Below are 17,065 nucleotides of genomic sequence, written 5' to 3'. Positions count from 1 at the left end.
GGCTAGTCCGGCGGGGTCTTGGCGCAACGTGCGCGGCGGTCTTACCGCCCAGTATTGTCCCCTCGCGGGGGCGTGCCCTTATTGTCGCCCCCCCACCAGGCGCTTTTGGGGATTCCTCCGAGAGCGGGGCTGGCCTGATCTGATCTCTTGCCATGATCGATCCGGCGTGCGCTGTGCGACGATCGGCCCATGAGTGGGGCAGCGGACGAAGGTCCGAGACGGGTCGGTCGGCCGCGCGCCGACCGGCTGAGACCGCAGAGCGGCCACCCGCCGCGCGAGGAACTCCTCCGCGCGGCGGCCGAACTGTTCACCGTCCAGGGGTACGCGGCCACCACGACGCGGGCGGTCGCCGAGCGGGCCGGGATGCGCCAGGCCACGATGTACCACTACTTCGGCGGCAAGGAGGAACTGCTCGCCGAACTCCTCGAATCCACCGTCGCGCCCTCGCTGCTGCTGGCCCGGCAACTCCTCGCCGACACCGGCCGGCCCGCCGCACGGCGGCTGTGGGAGCTGTGCCGATCCGAGGTCCTGCAGCTGTGCGGGGGACCGTACCACCTGGGCGCGCTCTACCTGCTGCCCGAGGTGGGGGGTGCGCGCCTGGCCCGGTTCCACCGGATGCGCGGGGAACTGCGGGACGCCTACCGGGAGTTGCTCGGCGGTACCTGCGCGGGGGCCGAACTGGCCGGGGACCGGGCCGGGCTGGCGCTCCGCAACGACCTGGTCTTCGGCCTGATCGAGGGCGTCATGCTGATCCACCGGGCCGCCCCGGTGCGGCCGGTGCCGGTGGCGGTCTTCGCCGAGGCCACCGCCGACGCGGCGCTGCGCATCGCGGGCGTCGGGGCGGGGCGCGGGCAGGCCGGGGCGGCGTCTTCCTGACGCCGTGACCCTAGGGGGTGTCCCCGGTTTCCCAGGACGGGCGGTCGTGCCAGGCCCGGAGGGTGCGGGTGCTCTCGAAGCGGTGGGCTTCGCCCGTGACCGGGTCGGTGAACTCCAGTACGCGAGCCAGGAGTTGCAGGGGGCGCCGGTAGTCGTCCGGCGCCGGGTCGGTGACTTCGGGGTACACGGGGTCCCCGAGGATCGGCAGGCCCAGGCTGTTCATGTGCACACGCAGCTGGTGCGTCCGGCCCGTGTACGGGGTCAGCCGGTAGCGGCCCAGCCCGCCCGCGGCCCCGGTCAGCTCGATGCGGCTCTCGGCGTTCGGGACGCCGTCCGGGACCTCGGCGGCCGCGATGACCCCGCGGGTCTTCTCGATCCGGCTGCGGACCGTGCGGGGGAACTCGACGGTGGGGTCGTGGGCCGCGAGGGCCTCGTACTCCTTGTGCACGTGGCGGTTCTGGAAGAGGAGCTGGTACGCGCCGCGGTCGGCGGGCCGGACGCTGAACATCACCAGCCCCGCGGTCAGCCGGTCCAGCCGGTGGGCCGGGCTGAGTCCGGGCAGGTCCAGCTCCTCGCGGAGCCGGGCCAGGGCGCTCTGGGTGACGTGGCTGCCGCGCGGGGTGGTGGCCAGGAAGTGCGGCTTGTCCACGACGAGCAGGTGCGGGTCGCGGTGCAGGACACGGATCGGGAACGGCACCACCGGCTCGTGCGGCAGGTCGCGGTGGAACCACAGGTAGGCGCCCGGCTCGTACGGGTCCCCGGCGCGGCGCACCCGGCCGTCCCGGTCGACGATGCCGCCGGTGGTCAGGAGGCGCAGTACGGCCTGCGCGCCGGCGCCGGCCGCGTACCGGGCGGTGAGGTACTCCCCGAGGTCGGGCCACGTCCCGTCCGGGTCGGGCGGCAAGCGCAGCCGGACCGGGTCGATGCCGGAGCGCTGCGGGAGGGGTGAGGGGGGTGCCTGGGCTCTGCGGGTCATCGGGGACAGGCTATGCGGCGCCGCTACCGCTCGGTGAAGGTGCCCAGGCCGGTGGCGTCGAGGTACTCGACGCGGACGGTGCCGTCGGCGAAGGTCACCCCGGTGCGGCCCACCGCGTTCTCGCCGGCGGTCTCGAAGCTGAAGACGTCCCCGTCGTAGTGGGTCAGGGGGAACCGCAGCGGCTTCGGACCGAGGGCCAGGGTGAGGGCGCCCTTGTCGTCGGCGGTGACGGTGAGCGGGCCGTAGTACGGATTGTCGTACGTCCCGGTGTACGCGCCGGAGTCCCCGGCCGGTGCGGCGTCCGCGGGCGGGCGGGCGTAGTCGGTGGGGGAGCGGCCCGCGTCGTTGATCTGCGCGTAGAGCGCGCCGGCCAGTTCGAGCCAGTCGGTGGAGACCTCGCCGTGCTCGGCGAAGTCGAAGAAGTCGAGGGCGACGGCGTCGGCGAGGCCCACGGGGGCGCCGTTCGTCAGGACGATGATGCCCAGCTGCTCCAGCGGGAGCATCGTCACGTTGGTGTTCGCGCCGAGTTCGAAGGCCCCGGAGTGACTCAGGCGCAGCCGGCCGGCGTCGTCGTACGAGACGTTCCAGCCGAGGCCGTAGAACCCGGTGCGGGCGCTGGGGCCGGAGGGCGGCTGCGACACGATCGCGGGCACATGGGTGCGGGCGAGGGTGTCGGCCGGGACGATCCGCTTCCCGTCGAGGGTGCCGCCGGCGAGCTGGAGGCGGAGCCAGCGGGACATGTCACGGCCGGTGGAGCTGACGCCTCCGGCGGGGGCCTGGGCGTCGGGGTCGCGGACGTACCGGGGGCTCCACGTGCCGTCGGGGTTCTCGACGTGGGTGGCGGCACGGTCGGGGGCGTTCGCGAAGGCGGAGAACTCGGTACTGGTGCGGGTCATGCCGGCGGGCTTGAACAGGGTGTCCTGGCTGAGCTTCTGCCAGCTGGTGCCCTTGGCGCGGGCGACGGCCTCGGCGGCGGCGGTGAAGCCGAAGTTGGTGTAGGCGTAGCTCGCGCGGAACGGGGTGAGGGGTTCCAGCCGGAGGTGGTCGAGGATGTACGACCGGTCGTAGCCGAGGTCTTCGAGGAGGTCGCCGGCGTGGTCGGGAAGGCCGCTGCGGTGGGAGAACAGGTCGGCGGTGGTGACGTGGCCGGTGACCCAGGGGTCCTTGAGGGAGAACCCGGGGAGGTCGGTGCGGCGGTCCCATCCGTCGGGGGCGGTGAGGGTGCCGGCCACGACGGTGGAGGAGACCGGCTTGGAGAGCGAGGCGATCTGGAAGACGGTGTCCGGGTCGACGGTGGCGGGCTCGCCGACGCGGCGGATGCCGTAGCCCTTGAGGTGGATCACCTTGTCGTGGTGGACGACGGCCACGGAGGCTCCGGGGACGCCGGTGCGGCGCATCATGTCCTCGACGGTGCGGTCGAGGCGGGCGACGGCCTGGGCGACCCGCGCGTCGGTGATCTGGGGCTTCGGGGCCGGGGGTGGACTGGGGGCGGTGGGTGCCGTTGCCGTGGCCGGCGGGGTTGTGGTGGCTGCCGGGGCCGCCGCCGTTCCCGTCGCGGTCAGGAGGATCGCGGCGCCGGCCGAACCGAGTGCGCGGAGCGTACGCATGCGGCCCATTGTCCCGCCGTACGGGTGAACGCGCGCGGGGAGCCGGGGCCTGGCGGCGGCTGGGCGGGCCGGGCCCCGGGTCCCGGGTCCCGGGGCGCGTGCCGGTCCCGGTGCCGGTGTTGGTGGCGTGGTGCGGCTGGGTTGCGGGGCTCTGCCCCGGGCCCCGCGCCTCGATCGCCGGCGGGGCTGGAGTTGGCGGGGCCGTGGGGTCAGGCGGCTGTGGCGTGGTCTTGTTCGGCTTCCACCGCGGCGTTCCAGTCGCGCTTGATCGCGCGCCAGCCCTCGTCCGTCTCGCCCAGGCGCCAGTAGCCCGAGATCGACAGCCGCTCGCGCGGCACGCCCCGCTCCAGGCGGAGGTGGCGGCGCAGCTCCTTGACGAAGCCCGCCTCGCCGTGGACGAAGGCGTGCACGTCCTTGGACGGGAACTCCAGGGAGGTGACCGCCTCCACCAGCGCCTCGCCGATCGGGCGGTCGCCGCGGTGCAGCCAGACCGGGACGACCCCGTCCGGGGTGGCGACCTTCTGCTCGTCGCGCGGGCCCTCGATCTCCACGAACGCGTGCACCCGCGCACCCGCCGGCATCCGTTCCATCGCCGCGGCGATGGCCGGCAGGGCGCTCTCGTCGCCCACCAGCAGGTGCCAGCCGGCCGTCGGGTCCGGGGCGTACGCCCCGCCCGGGCCGAGGAAGCGTACGAGCTCGCCCGGCTGGACGCGCGCCGCCCAGGGGCCGGCCAGGCCCTCGTCGCCGTGGACGACGAAGTCGAGGGTCAGCTCCAGCTGGGCCGGGTCCCAGGCCCGTACGGTGTACGCGCGCTGGCGCGGCCACTGCGCACGCGGAAAGTCGGCGCGGATCCGCTCCAGGTCCCACGGCGCGGGGTAGGTGACCCCCTGCGGCGGGAACAGGATTTTGACGTAGTGGTCGGTGCACGTGCCCGCGCCGAAACCGGCCAGACCCTCACCGCCCAGCACGATCCGCACCATGTGCGGCGTGAGCCGTTCGGTGCGTACGACGACGGCGGTGCCGACTGCGCGGGCGCGTCCTTCTGCCACGGTGTCTCCCCTGACTCCCCTGAAACTTAGGATTACCTAAGTTAGCACCTCAGGTACGCAACGCGCCCGTCAGCCGCGACACGGCACCACCCAGACCCCACCGATGGGCGAGCGCGTCGACCACGTCCGGGTTGGACGGGAGTGACGGGAGGGCCGGGTTGAACTGCGGGATCGGCACGTCCCCGGCGACCTGGACCACCTTCGGGGCCACGGCCAGGTACGGCCGCGATTCGTCCAGACGCCTGCGCTGGGTGGGGGTCAGCTTCGCCTTCGGGTCGTCGATCGCGGCGATGATCCCGGCCAGCGAGCCGTACGCGTCGAGCAGCTTCGCCGCCGTCTTCTCGCCGATGCCGGGGACGCCGGGCAGGCCGTCGCTGGGGTCCCCGCGCAGCAGCGCCAGGTCCGCGTAACCGGGGCCGTCCACCCCGTACTTCTCGCGCAGCCACGCCTCGTCGGTGATCTGGAGGGTGCCCACGCCCTTCAGGGGGTACAGCACGCGCCGCTGCCTGGCGTCGTCCACCAGCTGGTAGAGGTCCCGGTCGCCGGTGACGATGTCCACCGGGCCGGTCGCGCGGGCGGTGAGGGTGCCGATCACATCGTCCGCCTCGTACCCTGCGACGCCCACGCGGGCGATGCCGAACGCGTCGAGCGCCGCCTCGATGATCGGCACCTGCGGGGCGAGGGTGTCGGGGGTCTCCTCGACGTCCGGACCGCTCTCGGTCTCGCGGGCGACGCGGTGGGCCTTGTACGACGGGATCAGCTCCACCCGCCAGTGCGGTCGCCAGTCGGCGTCCATGCAGGCCACCAGGTCGTCCGGGCGGTGGTCCTGGACGAGGCGGCCGATGAAGTCGAGCAGGCCGCGCACGGCGTTGACCGGGGTGCCGTCGGGGGCCTTCACGGAGTCCGGTACGCCGAAGTACGCGCGGTAGTAGAGGGAGGCGGTGTCCAGGAGCATCAGGCGTCGTGTCGTCACGCAGACGATGATGCCGCAACGCGGGGGCCCGGCAGCCGGGGTGCCGGCACGGACCGCGCGCCACCCGCCGCCCACCCGCCGCCCGGCCGGCGGTCCGCTCCGGCGGGAGCCCGGTCATCCTCCAGGGCGGCCGCGTACGGTGGCGGGCCGCGGACGGCCACGGAAGGTGACCGGGCGGGGACGGATGATCACCGGCGGCGGGGGGCCAGTGCGCTCGTGCACGCGAAACCGGAGGCGGTTGCTGCGTAAGGTGCTTACAGCACACCGATGTGCGACGGACAAGGGGAGGGCAGCCCCGACATGAACGACAGGGACGGCACGGACGGCACGCCGGATGGCAGGGACGACAAGGGCAAGGACAAGGACGGCAAAGAGCCGCTCCGGGTGGGCGTGGCCGTGCGCAAGCGCCGCCGCGCGCTCCAGCTGACGCTGGCCGCCGTATCGGCGCGCAGCGGTCTGTCCGTCCCCTTCCTCAGCCAGATAGAGAACGAGCGGGCCCGCCCCAGCATGCGTTCCCTGGAGCGGGTCGCGGACGCCCTGGAGACCACGGCCGTCGAACTGCTGGCCGCCTCCGACACGGCCCGCACGGTCGACCTCGTACGGGCCGGTGACGAATCCTCCCTCACCCCCGTGCCCGGGGTGCGGCCTCTCGTGCGCGGCCACCACCAGCTGCACGCCCTGGAGTTCACCGGGGACCAGGACGCCGGCCGGGAGTACCAGCACCGCAACGACGAGCTGATGTACGTGGTCGCGGGCGCCTGCCAGGTGGAGGCCGAGGGGCGGGCGTACCGGCTGGAGAGCGGGGACGCGCTGTTCCTGTCCGGTGGTGTGCGGCACCGCTGGCGGGCCGTCACCGAGGACACGCGGATCCTGGTCGTCGCGGTGGGCGAGCACATCCACGCCACGTCCGAGCCGCCGTCCCCGGGGTGCTGAGCGCCGTGCGCCGGGTCGTGTCGCTGGTGCCGTCGCTGACCGAGGCGGTCGCGGTGAGCGCGCCGGGCCTGCTGGTGGGGGTCACGGACTGGTGCACGCACCCCGCGGACCTCGGGGACGCGGTGCGGATCGGCGGGACGAAGAACCCCGACGTGCGGCGGATCGCGGAGCTGCGCCCCGACCTGGTGATCGCCAACGAGGAGGAGAACCGGGCCCCCGACCTGGCGGCGCTGCGCGCGGCGGGCCTGGAGGTACTGGTCACCGAGGTACGGGACCTGCCGCAGGCGCTGCGGGAGCTGGACCGGTTGCTGGTGGGGGTGCTGGGGCTGAAGCGGCCGGGGTGGCTGGCGGAAGCCGAGTCGGCCTGGGCCCGGGTGGAGCCGGGGGAGCCCCTGACGGCCTTCGTGCCGGTGTGGCGACGGCCGTGGATGGTGCTCGGCCGCGACACCTTCGCGGGGGACGTGCTGGCCCGCCTGGGGGTGCGCAACGCGTACGCCGGGCACGCGGAGCGCTACCCGCGGATCCCGGTGGAGGAGCTGGCGGGCGCCGGCTGCGATCTGGTGGTGCTCCCGGACGAGCCGTACCGCTTCACGGCCGGGGACGGGCCGGATGCCTTCCCGGGGCTGGCCGCCGCGCTCGTCTCCGGACGGCACCTGACCTGGTACGGGCCCTCGCTGGCGCAAGCCCCGGTGGTCCTGGCGCAGGCCCTGCGCGCGGCGCGCTGACCGGCCCCTGACCGAACTCCCCGGCGAGGGTGGGACGTCGCTGGCCCCGTCATTCATAACCAGGTTGTACAACCTGGTTATGGTCGCCGGTGCCGTGACGGTGCGCGGGTGTATAACCGAGCCATGACAGGCGAAGAGGACGCGCCCCGGGACCCCGGGGAGCTGACCGAGGAACAGGCCGGGCGGATGCTCGCCGAGATGAACGAGGTCATCCGCGCGGGTGAGGAGATGCGCCGGCTGCGCGGCGAGATGATCCAGTTGTTCGTCGGCCTCGGCTGGACCCAGGACAGGATCGCCCGGCTGACCGGCATGAGTCAGCCCGCGGTGTCCAAGCAGGTCGCGAAGGACAGGGCAGGCGAACCGCCGCCCCCGCCGGGGCTCTCGCTCGACCAGCGCGACGGCCCCTGGCTCGAAGGCCGCCTCTGGGGCCTTGCCGAGGAGATCTCCGAGACGTTCGACGGCGGAGCCCGCTGCACCCGCCTCGTCGACGCGCTCCTGCGGGGCCGCGAGCGCTTCACGCCCCGGAACGTCGACGCGCTGCGGCGCCTCGTCGAGGAGGACCTGAGGCGCCGTCCCGGGGAGCTGCCCGGCGGCTGCCGGGACACCTACGACGCGATCAGCCGCGGTCTCGACGTCCCCTCCGCGGCGGACCCGGGCACACCGCCCCCGGCCGGATCGGCGTCCGTACGCCGCGCCCTGGCCCGCCGGATCCAGCGCGACCTGCTCACACCCGGGGGGCGGGACCGGCAGGGCCCGCCGGCAGCCGGCCGGTGAACAGGCCGCGCAGGGTGTGGGCGGCCGCGAGCAGCCAGGCCGTCAGCAGGCCGGCGAAGAGGACCGCGGCCAGCCAGGCGAAGGCGGTCAGCCCGGTGTGGCGGGCCAGCCCGGCGGCGCCGGTGACGCAGGTGCCCACGGGGAACGTCAGTGCCCACCAGGTCATGGAGAAGCCCATCCCGCGCCGGGCCGCGCGCACCAGCATGGCCGCGGCGAGGGCCAGCCACAGCAGCGCGAACCCCATCACGGGGACCCCGTACACGACCGCGAAGGCGGTGAGGCCCTCCGCGTACGGGGCGCCGATCGCCCCGGGTGCCACGTCGGCGAGCTGGTTCACGGCGGTGGTGGACTGGCCGAGGGGGCCCAGGACCAGGAACAGGGTCGGCGTGAGGAGCAGCGGCAGCGGGCCGCTGACGATCAGCCGGCCGAAGATCAGGGGGAGCATCAGCAGGGTGGCCAGCAGGCTGACGCCGAACAGGGCGTAGCAGGCCAGCAGCATCGCCTCGCGGGCCTGCCCGACGGGCAGGTGGGGGACGAGCAGGGGCCCGAGCGCCGCGGAGACCATCGGGGCGACCAGGGGGAGCAGCCAGACGGGCGTGGCCTGCGCGGCCTCGACCCTGTGGCGCACCACCATCAGGTACGGGACCACCACGGCCATCAGCAGGCCGATCGCGGTGCCGGCGGTGAACAGCACGGCGTCCACGGCGACCGCCGCGTCCAGGCCGATGAGGTCCTTGCCGACGATGAGGGTGCCGCCGCCGACGGCCAGCAGGGCCATGGACAGACAGCCGTAGAACGGGGCGACCGCGGGGTCGAGGAGGTGGGCGCGGGCCTGGTCGCGGTGGTGGATCCAGTGCCCGGCCCGGGCCGTGAGCAGTACCGCGAGGGCGGCGGCGGACAGCGCCCAGACGAGCTGGCAGGCCACGCGCTGGCCGGGGAGCTGATACGGGAGGGTCGCGCCGGCGTTGGCGATGATCGCCGTGCCCATCACGGAGGCGTACCAGTTCGGTCCGAGGTGCCGCAGGGCCTTGTGGGCCCGGGGGGCGGTCGCCGCGGAGGGGGTGGAGCGGGTGAGCGCGAGGGTGGTGGCCATGACCCCAGGGTCCGGCGGGCGGGGACCGGTCGGCAGAGGGCATGTTCCTATGAGGCCATAAGCTGATGTTATGGGTAATGAGGAGTGGGTTCCGCTGGCGCACCGGGTGCCGGATCTGGGCGCGATGGAACTGCTGCTCGAGGTCGCGCGGGTCGGCAGCCTGAGCGGCGCGGCCCGGCGGCTGGGCATCACGCAGCCCGCGGCCAGCAGCCGCATCCGGGCGATGGAGACGCGGCTGGGCGTGGCCCTCGTGGACCGGTCGCCGCGCGGCTCGACGCTGACGGCGGAAGGCGCACTGGTCACGGACTGGGCCCGGCGGGTCGTGGAGGCCGCGGAGGTCTTCGACGCGGGGGCGCAGGCGCTGCGCGGCCGGCGGGACTCGCGGCTGCGGGTGGCGGCCAGCATGACCATCGCGGAGTACCTGTTGCCGGGGTGGCTGATCGCGCTGCGCGGGCAGCGGCCGGACACGGCGGTGTCCCTGCACGCCGGGAACTCGGCGGTGGTCGCCGGGCGGGTCCTCGCGCACGAGGCGGACCTCGGCTTCGTGGAGGGGCTCACCGTGCCCGAGGGGCTGGACTCGGCGGTGATCGCGCAGGACCGCCTCGTGGTCGTGGTGGCGCCGGGCCACGCGTGGGCCCGGCGCTCGAAGGGCGTGACGGCGGCCGAACTCGCCTCGGCCCCGCTGATCCTGCGCGAGCGGGGGTCGGGAACGCGGCAGGTACTGGACGCCGCCCTGGCCGCGTGCGGGGGGCTCGTGGAGCCGCTGCTGGAGCTGGCCTCGACCACGGGCGCTGAAGGCTGCGGCGCTGAGCGGGGCCGGACCGTGCGTGCTGTCGGAGCTGGCGGTGGGGGACGAGCTCGCGGCACGCCGGCTGGTGGAGGTACCGGTGGCCGGGGCGCCGCTGGACCGCGCGCTGCGGGCGGTGTGGCCCACGGGCTCCCGCCCGGCGGGACCTGCGCGGGACCTCCTGTCGCTGACCCGGCGCCCGGCTCCGTAGGCGCGTCGGGCCGTGCGGCCGGCCTGGGGGGCCGGGCGCCGCGGAGGTGCGCCCCCGGTCGTGCGGTTTCGGCAGGGCGCCCCGGCCGGGCGCCGCGGGACCCGTTACGCCACCGGGACGCGGTCCGGCGTACGGAGGGCGGCGCGGGCCGCCGCGGCCTCGACCAGGGCGGCCATCACGCGGGTGTCCCGGTCCCGTTCGGGGTGCCACTGCACGCCCAGCACCCAGTGGTCCGGGCCGGGGAGCTCGATCGCCTCCACCGTGCCGTCCACCGCGTCGGCCGAGACGACCAGGCCCCGGCCCAGCCGGTCGACGGCCTGATGGTGGTACGTCGGCACCCGCGCCTCCTCCGGGACGGCGGCCGCGTACCGGGTGCCCGGCACCGGGCGTACCGGGTGCCGGGACATCACTCCCGGGGCGCCGACGTGACCCTCGATGTGCTGGACGAGGGTGCCGCCCAGGGCCACGTTCAGCGCCTGCATGCCCCGGCAGATGCCGAGCAGGGGCAGGCCCGCCGCCAGCGCGGCGTCCAGCAGGGCCAGCTCCCACCGGTCGCGGACCGTCGCCGGGGCGCCCGTACGGGGGTCGCGGACGGCGCCGTAGTGGACCGGGTCCAGGTCCGGACCGCCCGCGACGACCAGGCCGTCCATCCGGCCCAGCACCTCCGCGGCCCTTCCGGGCTCGTCCGGCGGGAGCAGCACGGCCGCGCCGCCCGCCGCCTGGACGAGTTCGTAGTACCCGGAGGGGACCAGGGACGTCGGGAGGTCCCACACGCCGTAGCGGGTGGACTCCTCCACGTAGGTGCTGATGCCGATGAGCGGCCTGGGCACGTTCTCTACCTCCGGGACGGGAGTGATGGCGTCGGTCAGGGGCCAGGATTTCAGTCGCGCGCGAGTTCCGCCTCCGCTTCGGCGAGGGCGGCGAACTCCTCCTCGGGCGCCGAGGCGACCAGGCGGTGCCGGCTGTAGAAGGCGAAGTAGGCGAGGGCGACGGCGTACACGCCCAGCGCGATGAACGCCGCGTCCTTGTCCACGAGGAAGGTGGCGACCAGGGCCGAGAGGGCCAGGGCGAAGGCCACCGAGGAGGTCACGATCCCGCCGGGCGTGCGGTACGGGCGCTCCAGTCCGGGTTCCCGGCGCCGCAGCACGATGTGGGAGAGCGCCATCAGGGCGTAGGAGATGGTCGCGCCGAACACCGCGATGTTGAGCATGCGGGCGCCGTCGCCGGTGGCCGCGGCCAGGGCGAAGCCGATCACTCCGGGGATGACGAGGCCCAGGTACGGGGCCTTGCGCCGCGAGGTGAGGGAGAGGAAGCGCGGCAGGTACCCGGCCCGGGACAGGGCGAAGAGCTGGCGCGAGCCCGCGTAGATCAGCGAGAAGAACGAGGCCACCAGGCCGGCGAGGCCCGCGTAGTTGACGAAGCGGCTGAGCGCGGTGGGGCCCCCGTCCCCCTCCAGGGCCACGACGAGCGGGTTGCCGGCCGACCGGACCGCTTCGGAGCCCTGCGCGCCGGTCGCGGCGAAGAAGGTGATCAGCGCCAGGGCGGCGAGGATGCCCATGGAGATGGACAGCGCCTTCGGCATGGAGCGGACCGGGTCCTTGGCCTCCTCGGCCGCCAGCGGCACGCCTTCCACCCCGAGGAAGAACCACATGCCGAACGGGAACGCGGCCCAGATGCCCAGCAGGCCCATCGGGAGCCAGGAGTTCGAGCCGAACGCCTCCGCGTCGACGGGGATGTCGTTGAGGCCGGCCGCGTCGAACTCGGTGAGGGCGCCCACCGCGAAGATCAGCAGCGCGGCGACGGCGATGGCGGTGACGACGAGGCTGAAGCGGAGCGCCTCCCCGACCCCCCAGAGGTGGACGCCGATGAAGACCGCGAAACAGACGAGGTAGACGGGCCAGCCGGATGTGAGGCCGAAGAGGCCGAGGGACTCGACGTAGTCACCGATGAAGATGACGATCGCGGCCGGCGCGAGGATGTACTCGATGAGGATGGCGGTACCGGTGAGGAAGCCGCCCCAGGGGCCCAGCGCGCGCCGGGCGAAGCCGTAGCCGCCGCCCGCCGTGGGGAGGATGGAGGACAGCTCCGCGAGCGAGAAGACCAGGCACGCGTACATCGCGCCCATCAGGACGGTGGCGATGGCGAGACCGCCGAAGCCGCCCTTGTCCAGGCCGAGGTTCCAGCCGGAGAAGTCGCCGGAGACGACGTACGCGACGCCGAGGCCGGTGAGCAGGAGCCAGCCGGCGCTGCCGCGGCGCAGGGTGCGTCGCTTCAGATAGTCGTCGCCCTCGGGGGAATCGGTGGGTCCGGGCACGGCTGTCAGCCGTGTCCCCGTCTCGTCGGCCATCGTGCGCTCCTACCTCGGGGCAATGGTTGTGGGGCGTACCTTTGCCGCAGTGGGGTGGAGTGCGCAAGACCTCTGCGTTAAACGGAAGTAACGAATACCTCCCCGCCCCGGCGCGGGGAACACGCCACCCGAGCGCGGGATCAGGCCAGAAACCCCCTCAGCAGGGCCGCGGTGCCGCAGCAGTGCTCGCGCATCGTCGCGCGGGCCCGGTCGGCGTCCCGCTCGAGCACCGACTCCACCAGCGCGGTGTGCTGCTGCTGCGAGTGCTCCAGGTTGCGCACCAGCAGCGGGATGCAGTCCAGCAGGTCGTTCACGGTGGCCCGGACCGCCGCGTACTGGGCCGTCAGGGTGGCGGATCCGGCCAGTTCGCACAGGGTCAGGTGGAAGAGGGTGTCCTGGCGCCGGTAGTCGGCGAGCGGGGCGTCGTGCGTCGCGGCCAGCGCGGCGAGCAGCCGCTCGGTCCCCTCCTCGGTCAGGCCGTGCGCGGCGCACAGTCCGGCCGCGCCCACCTCCAGGACCTCGCGGAACCGCAGGGCGTCCTCGATGTCCACCCCCGCGACGCGCCGCCGCAGCTCCTCCTCGGTGCCGCCCGCCGGGGTGTCGGGGCGGGGCAGGACGAACGTTCCGCCGTACCGTCCCCGGCGGGCCTCCACGAGTCCCTGGTCCTGGAGCACCTTCAGCACCTCGCGCAGCGTGACCCGGCTGATCCCCATCCGCTCGGCCAGTTCGCGTTCGGGCGGCAGCCGCTCGCCGCCCGGCACCAGACCGAGCCGGACCACCTGGAGGATCTGCTCCAGCGCCTCCTCGAAACCGTTGCCCGCCCGCACCTGCCGCAGCACGGGATTCAGCCGCGCGACGGCTCCGCCCTCACTCGCCGTGTCGGTCATCTCGTCCCCTCCCCTTCCCAAGCAATGGTTCTATTCAATACCTTAGGGCTTCTCGGCTCACCGAAGGAGAGATTCCCGTGGTAGACCGCACGCCGTCGCTGACGCCCGACGAGCTCCGCTCGCTCGTCGCCAGCGGCGAGATCGACACCGTCGTCATGGCCTTCCCCGACATGCAGGGGCGCCTCCAGGGGAAGCGCTTCGCCGCACCGTTCTTCCTCGACGAGGTCCTCGAGCACGGCACCGAGGGCTGCAACTACCTCCTCGCCGTCGACACCGAGATGAACACGGTCGACGGCTACGAGATGTCCTCCTGGGACCGGGGCTACGGCGACTTCGCCATGCACCCCGACCTCGCCACCCTGCGCCGCCTCCCCTGGAACCCCGGCAGCGCCTTCCTCGTCGCCGACCTCGCCTGGAGCGACGGCACGCCCGTCGTCGCCGCCCCCCGGCAGATCCTGCGCCGCCAGCTGGAGCGGCTCGCCGAGCACGGCTACACCGCGATGGTCGGCACCGAGCTGGAGTTCATGGTCTTCCAGGACACCTACGAACAGGCCTGGAACGCCAACTACCGGGACCTGACGCCCGTCAACCAGTACAACATCGACTATTCCGTCCTCGGGACCGGACGCGTCGAGCCGCTGCTGCGGCGCATCCGCAACGAGATGCAGGCCGCGGGCCTGGTGGTCGAGTCGGCCAAGGGGGAGTGCAACCTCGGGCAGCACGAGATCGCCTTCCGCTACGACGAGGCGCTCACCACCTGCGACCAGCACGCCGTCTACAAGACCGGTGCGAAGGAGATCGCCGCCCAGGAAGGCGTCTCGCTCACCTTCATGGCCAAGTACGACGAGCGCGAGGGCAACTCCTGTCACATCCACCTCTCGCTGGGCGACTCCGACGGACGCAACGCCATGGCAGGGGACGGACCGGACGATCACGGCGGAATGTCACCGGTGATGCGCCACTTCCTGGCCGGCCAGCTGGCCGCGCTGCGCGACTTCTCCCTTCTCTACGCCCCCAACATCAATTCGTACAAGCGTTTCCGGCCGGGATCCTTCGCACCGACCGCCGTCGCCTGGGGCGTGGACAACCGGACCTGCGCCCTGCGCGTGGTCGGCCACGGCCGCTCCATGCGCTTCGAGAACCGCCTGCCCGGCGGGGATGTCAACCCCTACCTCGCCGTCGCGGGCCTGGTCGCGGCCGGCCTGTACGGCATCGAGCACCGGCTGGAACTTCCGCAGGCGTGCGCCGGAAACGCCTACACCGGCGACTACGCGCACGTTCCCACCACGCTGCGCGACGCCGCCGAGCTCTGGGAGAACAGCGAGATCGCCAAGGCCGCGTTCGGCCCGGAAGTCGTCGCCCACTACCGGAACATGGCCCGGGTCGAACTCGACGCCTTCGACTCCGCCGTGACCGACTGGGAACTGCGCCGCTCCTTCGAACGCCTGTAGTCCGCCGGCCCGCGGCCCCGGCCGCGGCGCTGCCGATCCGCGGCGCGTCCGATCCGCGGCGCTGCCGACCCGCCGAGGCCATCGATCCGCCGACGCCACCGATCCGAAAGTCTGTGAGGCTCCACGTGTCCGATGTGCTGGAAGTCCTGAATCCGGCCACCGAGGAAACCGTCGCCACCATCCCGGCCGCCACACGGGACGACGTCGACGCCGCCGTCGCCCGGGCGGCCGTCGCCCAGCGCCACTGGGCCGCGGCCGCTCCCGCCGACCGGGCGCGGCTGCTGCGCCGCTTCGCCGCGGTCGTCGACGGCCACATCGGGGAACTGGCCCTGCTCGAGGTCCGCGAGGCCGGCCACACCATCGGCAACGCCCGCTGGGAAGCCGGCAACGTACGCGACCTCCTCGACTTCGCCGCCGGGGGAGTGGAACGGCTCTGCGGCCGTCAGATCCCCGTCGCCGGCGGCATCGACGTCACCTTCCTCGAACCCCTCGGCGTCATCGGCGTGATCGCCCCCTGGAACTTCCCCATGCCGATCGCCGCCTGGGGCCTCGCCCCGGCGCTCGCCGCCGGCAACGCCGTCATCCTCAAGCCCGCCGAGACCACCCCGCTCACGGCGCTGCGCCTCGCCGAACTCGCCCTGGAGGCCGGGATCCCCGAGCACCTCTTCCAGGTGCTCCCCGGCCGCGGGGCCGTCGCGGGCGACGCGCTCGTCGAACACCCCGGTGTCGCGAAGATCGTCTTCACCGGTTCCACCCGTGTCGGCAAGCAGATCATGGCCAAGTGCGCCGACCGGGTGAAGCGGGTGACCCTCGAACTCGGCGGCAAGAGCCCCAACATCGTCTTCGCCGACGCCGACCTCGAAGCGGCGGCCGCGGCCGCCCCGATGGCCTTCCTCGACAACAGCGGCCAGGACTGCTGCGCCCGTACCCGCATCCTCGTCCAGCGCTCCGCCTACGACCGGTTCCTGGAACTGCTCGCCCCCGGCATCGAGAGCGTGGTCGTCGGCGACCCGGCCGACGAGAAGACCCAGATGGGGCCGCTCATCTCGCGGGCGCAGCTGGAGCGGGTCCGGTCCTACGTCACCGACGACCTCACCACGGTCCGCGGCTCCGCCCCCGAAGGCCCCGGCTTCTGGTACCCGCCGACCCTGGTCACCGGCGCCGGCCCCACGGCGCCCGTGGCCACCGAGGAGGTCTTCGGCCCGGTCGCCGTCGTCCTGCCCTTCGAGGACGAGGAGGACGCCGTACGCCTGGCCAACGCGACCGAGTACGGCCTCTCCGGCTCCCTGTGGACCCGCGACATCGGCCGCGCCCTGCGCGTCTCGCGCGCCGTCGCCGCGGGCAACCTGTCCGTCAACTCGCACTCCAGCGTCCGCTACTCGACCCCCTTCGGCGGCTACAAGCAGTCCGGACTCGGCCGCGAGCTCGGACCCGAAGCCCTCACCGCTTTCACCGAGACCAAGAACGTCTTCATCAGCACGGAGGCCTGAACCCCATGACCGACCGCACCGAAGAGATCATCTGCCGCCGCCTCGTCGGCCGCACCGCCGTCATCACCGGGGCCGGCAGCGGCATCGGACTGGCCGCGGCCCGCAGGCTCGCGTCCGAGGGCGCCAACGTCGTCTGCGCCGACATCGACCCGGTCGCGGGCAAGGCCGCCGCCGAAGAGGTCGCCGGCCTCTTCGTCCAGGTGGACGTCACCGACAAGGAGCAGGTCGACGCCCTCTTCAAGACGGCCTTCGACACCTACGGCTCCGTCGACATCGCCTTCAACAACGCGGGCATCTCGCCCGCCGACGACGACTCGATCCTGCTCACCGAGCTCGACGCCTGGAGGCGGGTCCAGGACGTCAACCTCACGTCCGTCTACCTGTGCTGCAAGGCGGCCCTCCCCTACATGCAGGCCCAGCGCCGCGGATCCATCATCAACACCGCGTCCTTCGTGGCCCTCATGGGCGCCGCCACCTCGCAGATCTCCTACACCGCCTCCAAGGGCGGCGTCCTGGCCATGTCCCGCGAGCTCGGCGTGCAGTTCGCCCGCGACGGCATCCGCGTCAACGCCCTGTGCCCGGGGCCCGTCAACACCCCGCTCCTGCGCGAGCTGTTCGCCAGCGACCCCGAGCGCGCCGCACGCCGCCTCGTCCACATCCCCGTCGGCCGCTTCGCCGAGGCCGAGGAGATCGCCGCCGCCGTGGCCTTCCTCGCCAGCGACGACTCCTCCTTCGTCAACGCCGCCGACTTCGTCGTCGACGGGGGCATCTCCGGCGCCTACGTCACCCCGCTGTAGCCGGCCCGGCCGGCGGGACCCGCCGCCCTGCTCACGTCCCTGATCTGACGGAGGAGAACACCATGCACGTCGGAGCCCGTATTGAGCTG

The 17,065-nt window shown here is 73.5% G+C and carries 15 protein-coding genes and 1 pseudogene; 8 read left to right on the top strand and 8 right to left on the bottom strand.

Annotation, left to right across the window (positions count from 1 at the left end):
* Positions 1–189: 189 nt before the first annotated feature.
* A complete protein-coding gene (locus tag ABT106_RS13285) occupies positions 190–876 on the top strand; it encodes a TetR/AcrR family transcriptional regulator (RefSeq protein ID WP_351276096.1) in 687 nt (228 codons plus the stop codon).
* 10 nt (positions 877–886) lie between these two features.
* Here ABT106_RS13285 and ABT106_RS13280 read toward each other — a convergent pair whose 3' ends face one another.
* From ABT106_RS13280 to ABT106_RS13265, 4 genes are all read right to left on the bottom strand, one after another.
* Positions 887–1,852 (bottom strand): pseudouridine synthase, encoded by a 966-nt coding sequence (locus ABT106_RS13280; RefSeq protein WP_351276094.1) that lies wholly within the window; start codon positions 1,850–1,852, stop codon positions 887–889.
* A gap of 23 nt (positions 1,853–1,875) precedes the next feature.
* Complete coding sequence (locus ABT106_RS13275; RefSeq protein ID WP_351276092.1) at positions 1,876–3,459, bottom strand: serine hydrolase; 1,584 nt, start codon at positions 3,457–3,459, stop codon at positions 1,876–1,878.
* Between the two features lie 209 nt (positions 3,460–3,668).
* Positions 3,669–4,508, bottom strand: a complete 840-nt coding sequence (locus ABT106_RS13270; protein WP_351276090.1) for a siderophore-interacting protein — start codon at positions 4,506–4,508, stop codon at positions 3,669–3,671.
* A 49-nt stretch (positions 4,509–4,557) separates the two neighbouring features.
* Entirely contained in the window at positions 4,558–5,463 is a 906-nt protein-coding gene (locus tag ABT106_RS13265; protein ID WP_351276148.1) for a 5'-3' exonuclease, read from the bottom strand.
* Between the two features lie 318 nt (positions 5,464–5,781).
* On the opposite strand from ABT106_RS13265, the gene ABT106_RS13260 reads away from it, so the two are divergent.
* The 3 genes from ABT106_RS13260 (at position 5,782) to ABT106_RS13250 (ending at position 7,913) form a co-directional block, all read left to right on the top strand.
* Complete coding sequence (locus tag ABT106_RS13260) at positions 5,782–6,414, top strand: helix-turn-helix domain-containing protein (protein ID WP_351276088.1); 633 nt, start codon at positions 5,782–5,784, stop codon at positions 6,412–6,414.
* Positions 6,411–7,139 carry a helical backbone metal receptor gene (locus ABT106_RS13255; RefSeq protein WP_351276146.1) on the top strand — a complete coding sequence of 243 codons (729 nt, stop codon included), beginning with the start codon at positions 6,411–6,413 and terminating at the stop codon, positions 7,137–7,139. Before ABT106_RS13260 ends, ABT106_RS13255 begins: the two co-directional genes overlap by 4 nt.
* 123 nt (positions 7,140–7,262) lie before the next feature.
* Positions 7,263–7,913, top strand: coding sequence for a sigma-70 family RNA polymerase sigma factor (locus ABT106_RS13250; protein WP_351276086.1), 651 nt, complete (start codon positions 7,263–7,265; stop codon positions 7,911–7,913).
* Here the strand turns inward: ABT106_RS13250 and ABT106_RS13245 are convergent.
* The gene (locus tag ABT106_RS13245) at positions 7,864–9,006 is read right to left on the bottom strand and encodes a TDT family transporter (protein ID WP_502979342.1); all 1,143 of its coding nucleotides are present in this window, start codon (positions 9,004–9,006) and stop codon (positions 7,864–7,866) included. The two genes, ABT106_RS13250 and ABT106_RS13245, sit on opposite strands and share 50 nt — an antisense overlap.
* Before the next feature lie 70 nt (positions 9,007–9,076).
* On the opposite strand from ABT106_RS13245, the pseudogene ABT106_RS13240 reads away from it, so the two are divergent.
* Positions 9,077–10,004 (top strand): annotated as a pseudogene (locus tag ABT106_RS13240) (LysR family transcriptional regulator).
* Between the two features lie 104 nt (positions 10,005–10,108).
* Here ABT106_RS13240 and ABT106_RS13235 read toward each other — a convergent pair.
* The 3 genes from ABT106_RS13235 to ABT106_RS13225 all read right to left on the bottom strand — a co-directional run bounded on the left by ABT106_RS13235 (position 10,109) and on the right by ABT106_RS13225 (position 13,238).
* On the bottom strand, positions 10,109–10,834 hold the full coding sequence (locus ABT106_RS13235) for a gamma-glutamyl-gamma-aminobutyrate hydrolase family protein (RefSeq protein ID WP_351276084.1): 726 nt from the start codon (positions 10,832–10,834) through the stop codon (positions 10,109–10,111).
* A gap of 50 nt (positions 10,835–10,884) precedes the next feature.
* Positions 10,885–12,351, bottom strand: coding sequence for an ethanolamine permease (gene eat, locus ABT106_RS13230; RefSeq protein WP_351276082.1), 1,467 nt, complete (start codon positions 12,349–12,351; stop codon positions 10,885–10,887).
* Positions 12,352–12,491: 140 nt separating this feature from the next.
* Complete coding sequence (locus ABT106_RS13225) at positions 12,492–13,238, bottom strand: FadR/GntR family transcriptional regulator (RefSeq protein WP_351276080.1); 747 nt, start codon at positions 13,236–13,238, stop codon at positions 12,492–12,494.
* A 77-nt stretch (positions 13,239–13,315) separates the two neighbouring features.
* On the opposite strand from ABT106_RS13225, the gene ABT106_RS13220 reads away from it, so the two are divergent.
* The 3 genes from ABT106_RS13220 to ABT106_RS13210 all read left to right on the top strand — a co-directional run bounded on the left by ABT106_RS13220 (position 13,316) and on the right by ABT106_RS13210 (position 16,976).
* The gene (locus ABT106_RS13220; RefSeq protein ID WP_351276078.1) at positions 13,316–14,689 is read left to right on the top strand and encodes a glutamine synthetase family protein; all 1,374 of its coding nucleotides are present in this window, start codon (positions 13,316–13,318) and stop codon (positions 14,687–14,689) included.
* 125 nt (positions 14,690–14,814) lie between these two features.
* A complete protein-coding gene (locus ABT106_RS13215; RefSeq protein WP_351276076.1) occupies positions 14,815–16,179 on the top strand; it encodes an aldehyde dehydrogenase family protein in 1,365 nt (454 codons plus the stop codon).
* A gap of 5 nt (positions 16,180–16,184) precedes the next feature.
* Complete coding sequence (locus tag ABT106_RS13210) at positions 16,185–16,976, top strand: 3-oxoacyl-ACP reductase (RefSeq protein WP_351276074.1); 792 nt, start codon at positions 16,185–16,187, stop codon at positions 16,974–16,976.
* Positions 16,977–17,065 lie beyond the last annotated feature (89 nt).

Origin of the sequence: Streptomyces sp. NPDC002044, from assembly GCF_040296725.1 — a bacterium.
Lineage (GTDB): Bacteria > Actinomycetota > Actinomycetes > Streptomycetales > Streptomycetaceae > Streptomyces > Streptomyces antarcticus.
This window is presented reverse-complemented; position numbering and strand designations above follow the sequence as displayed.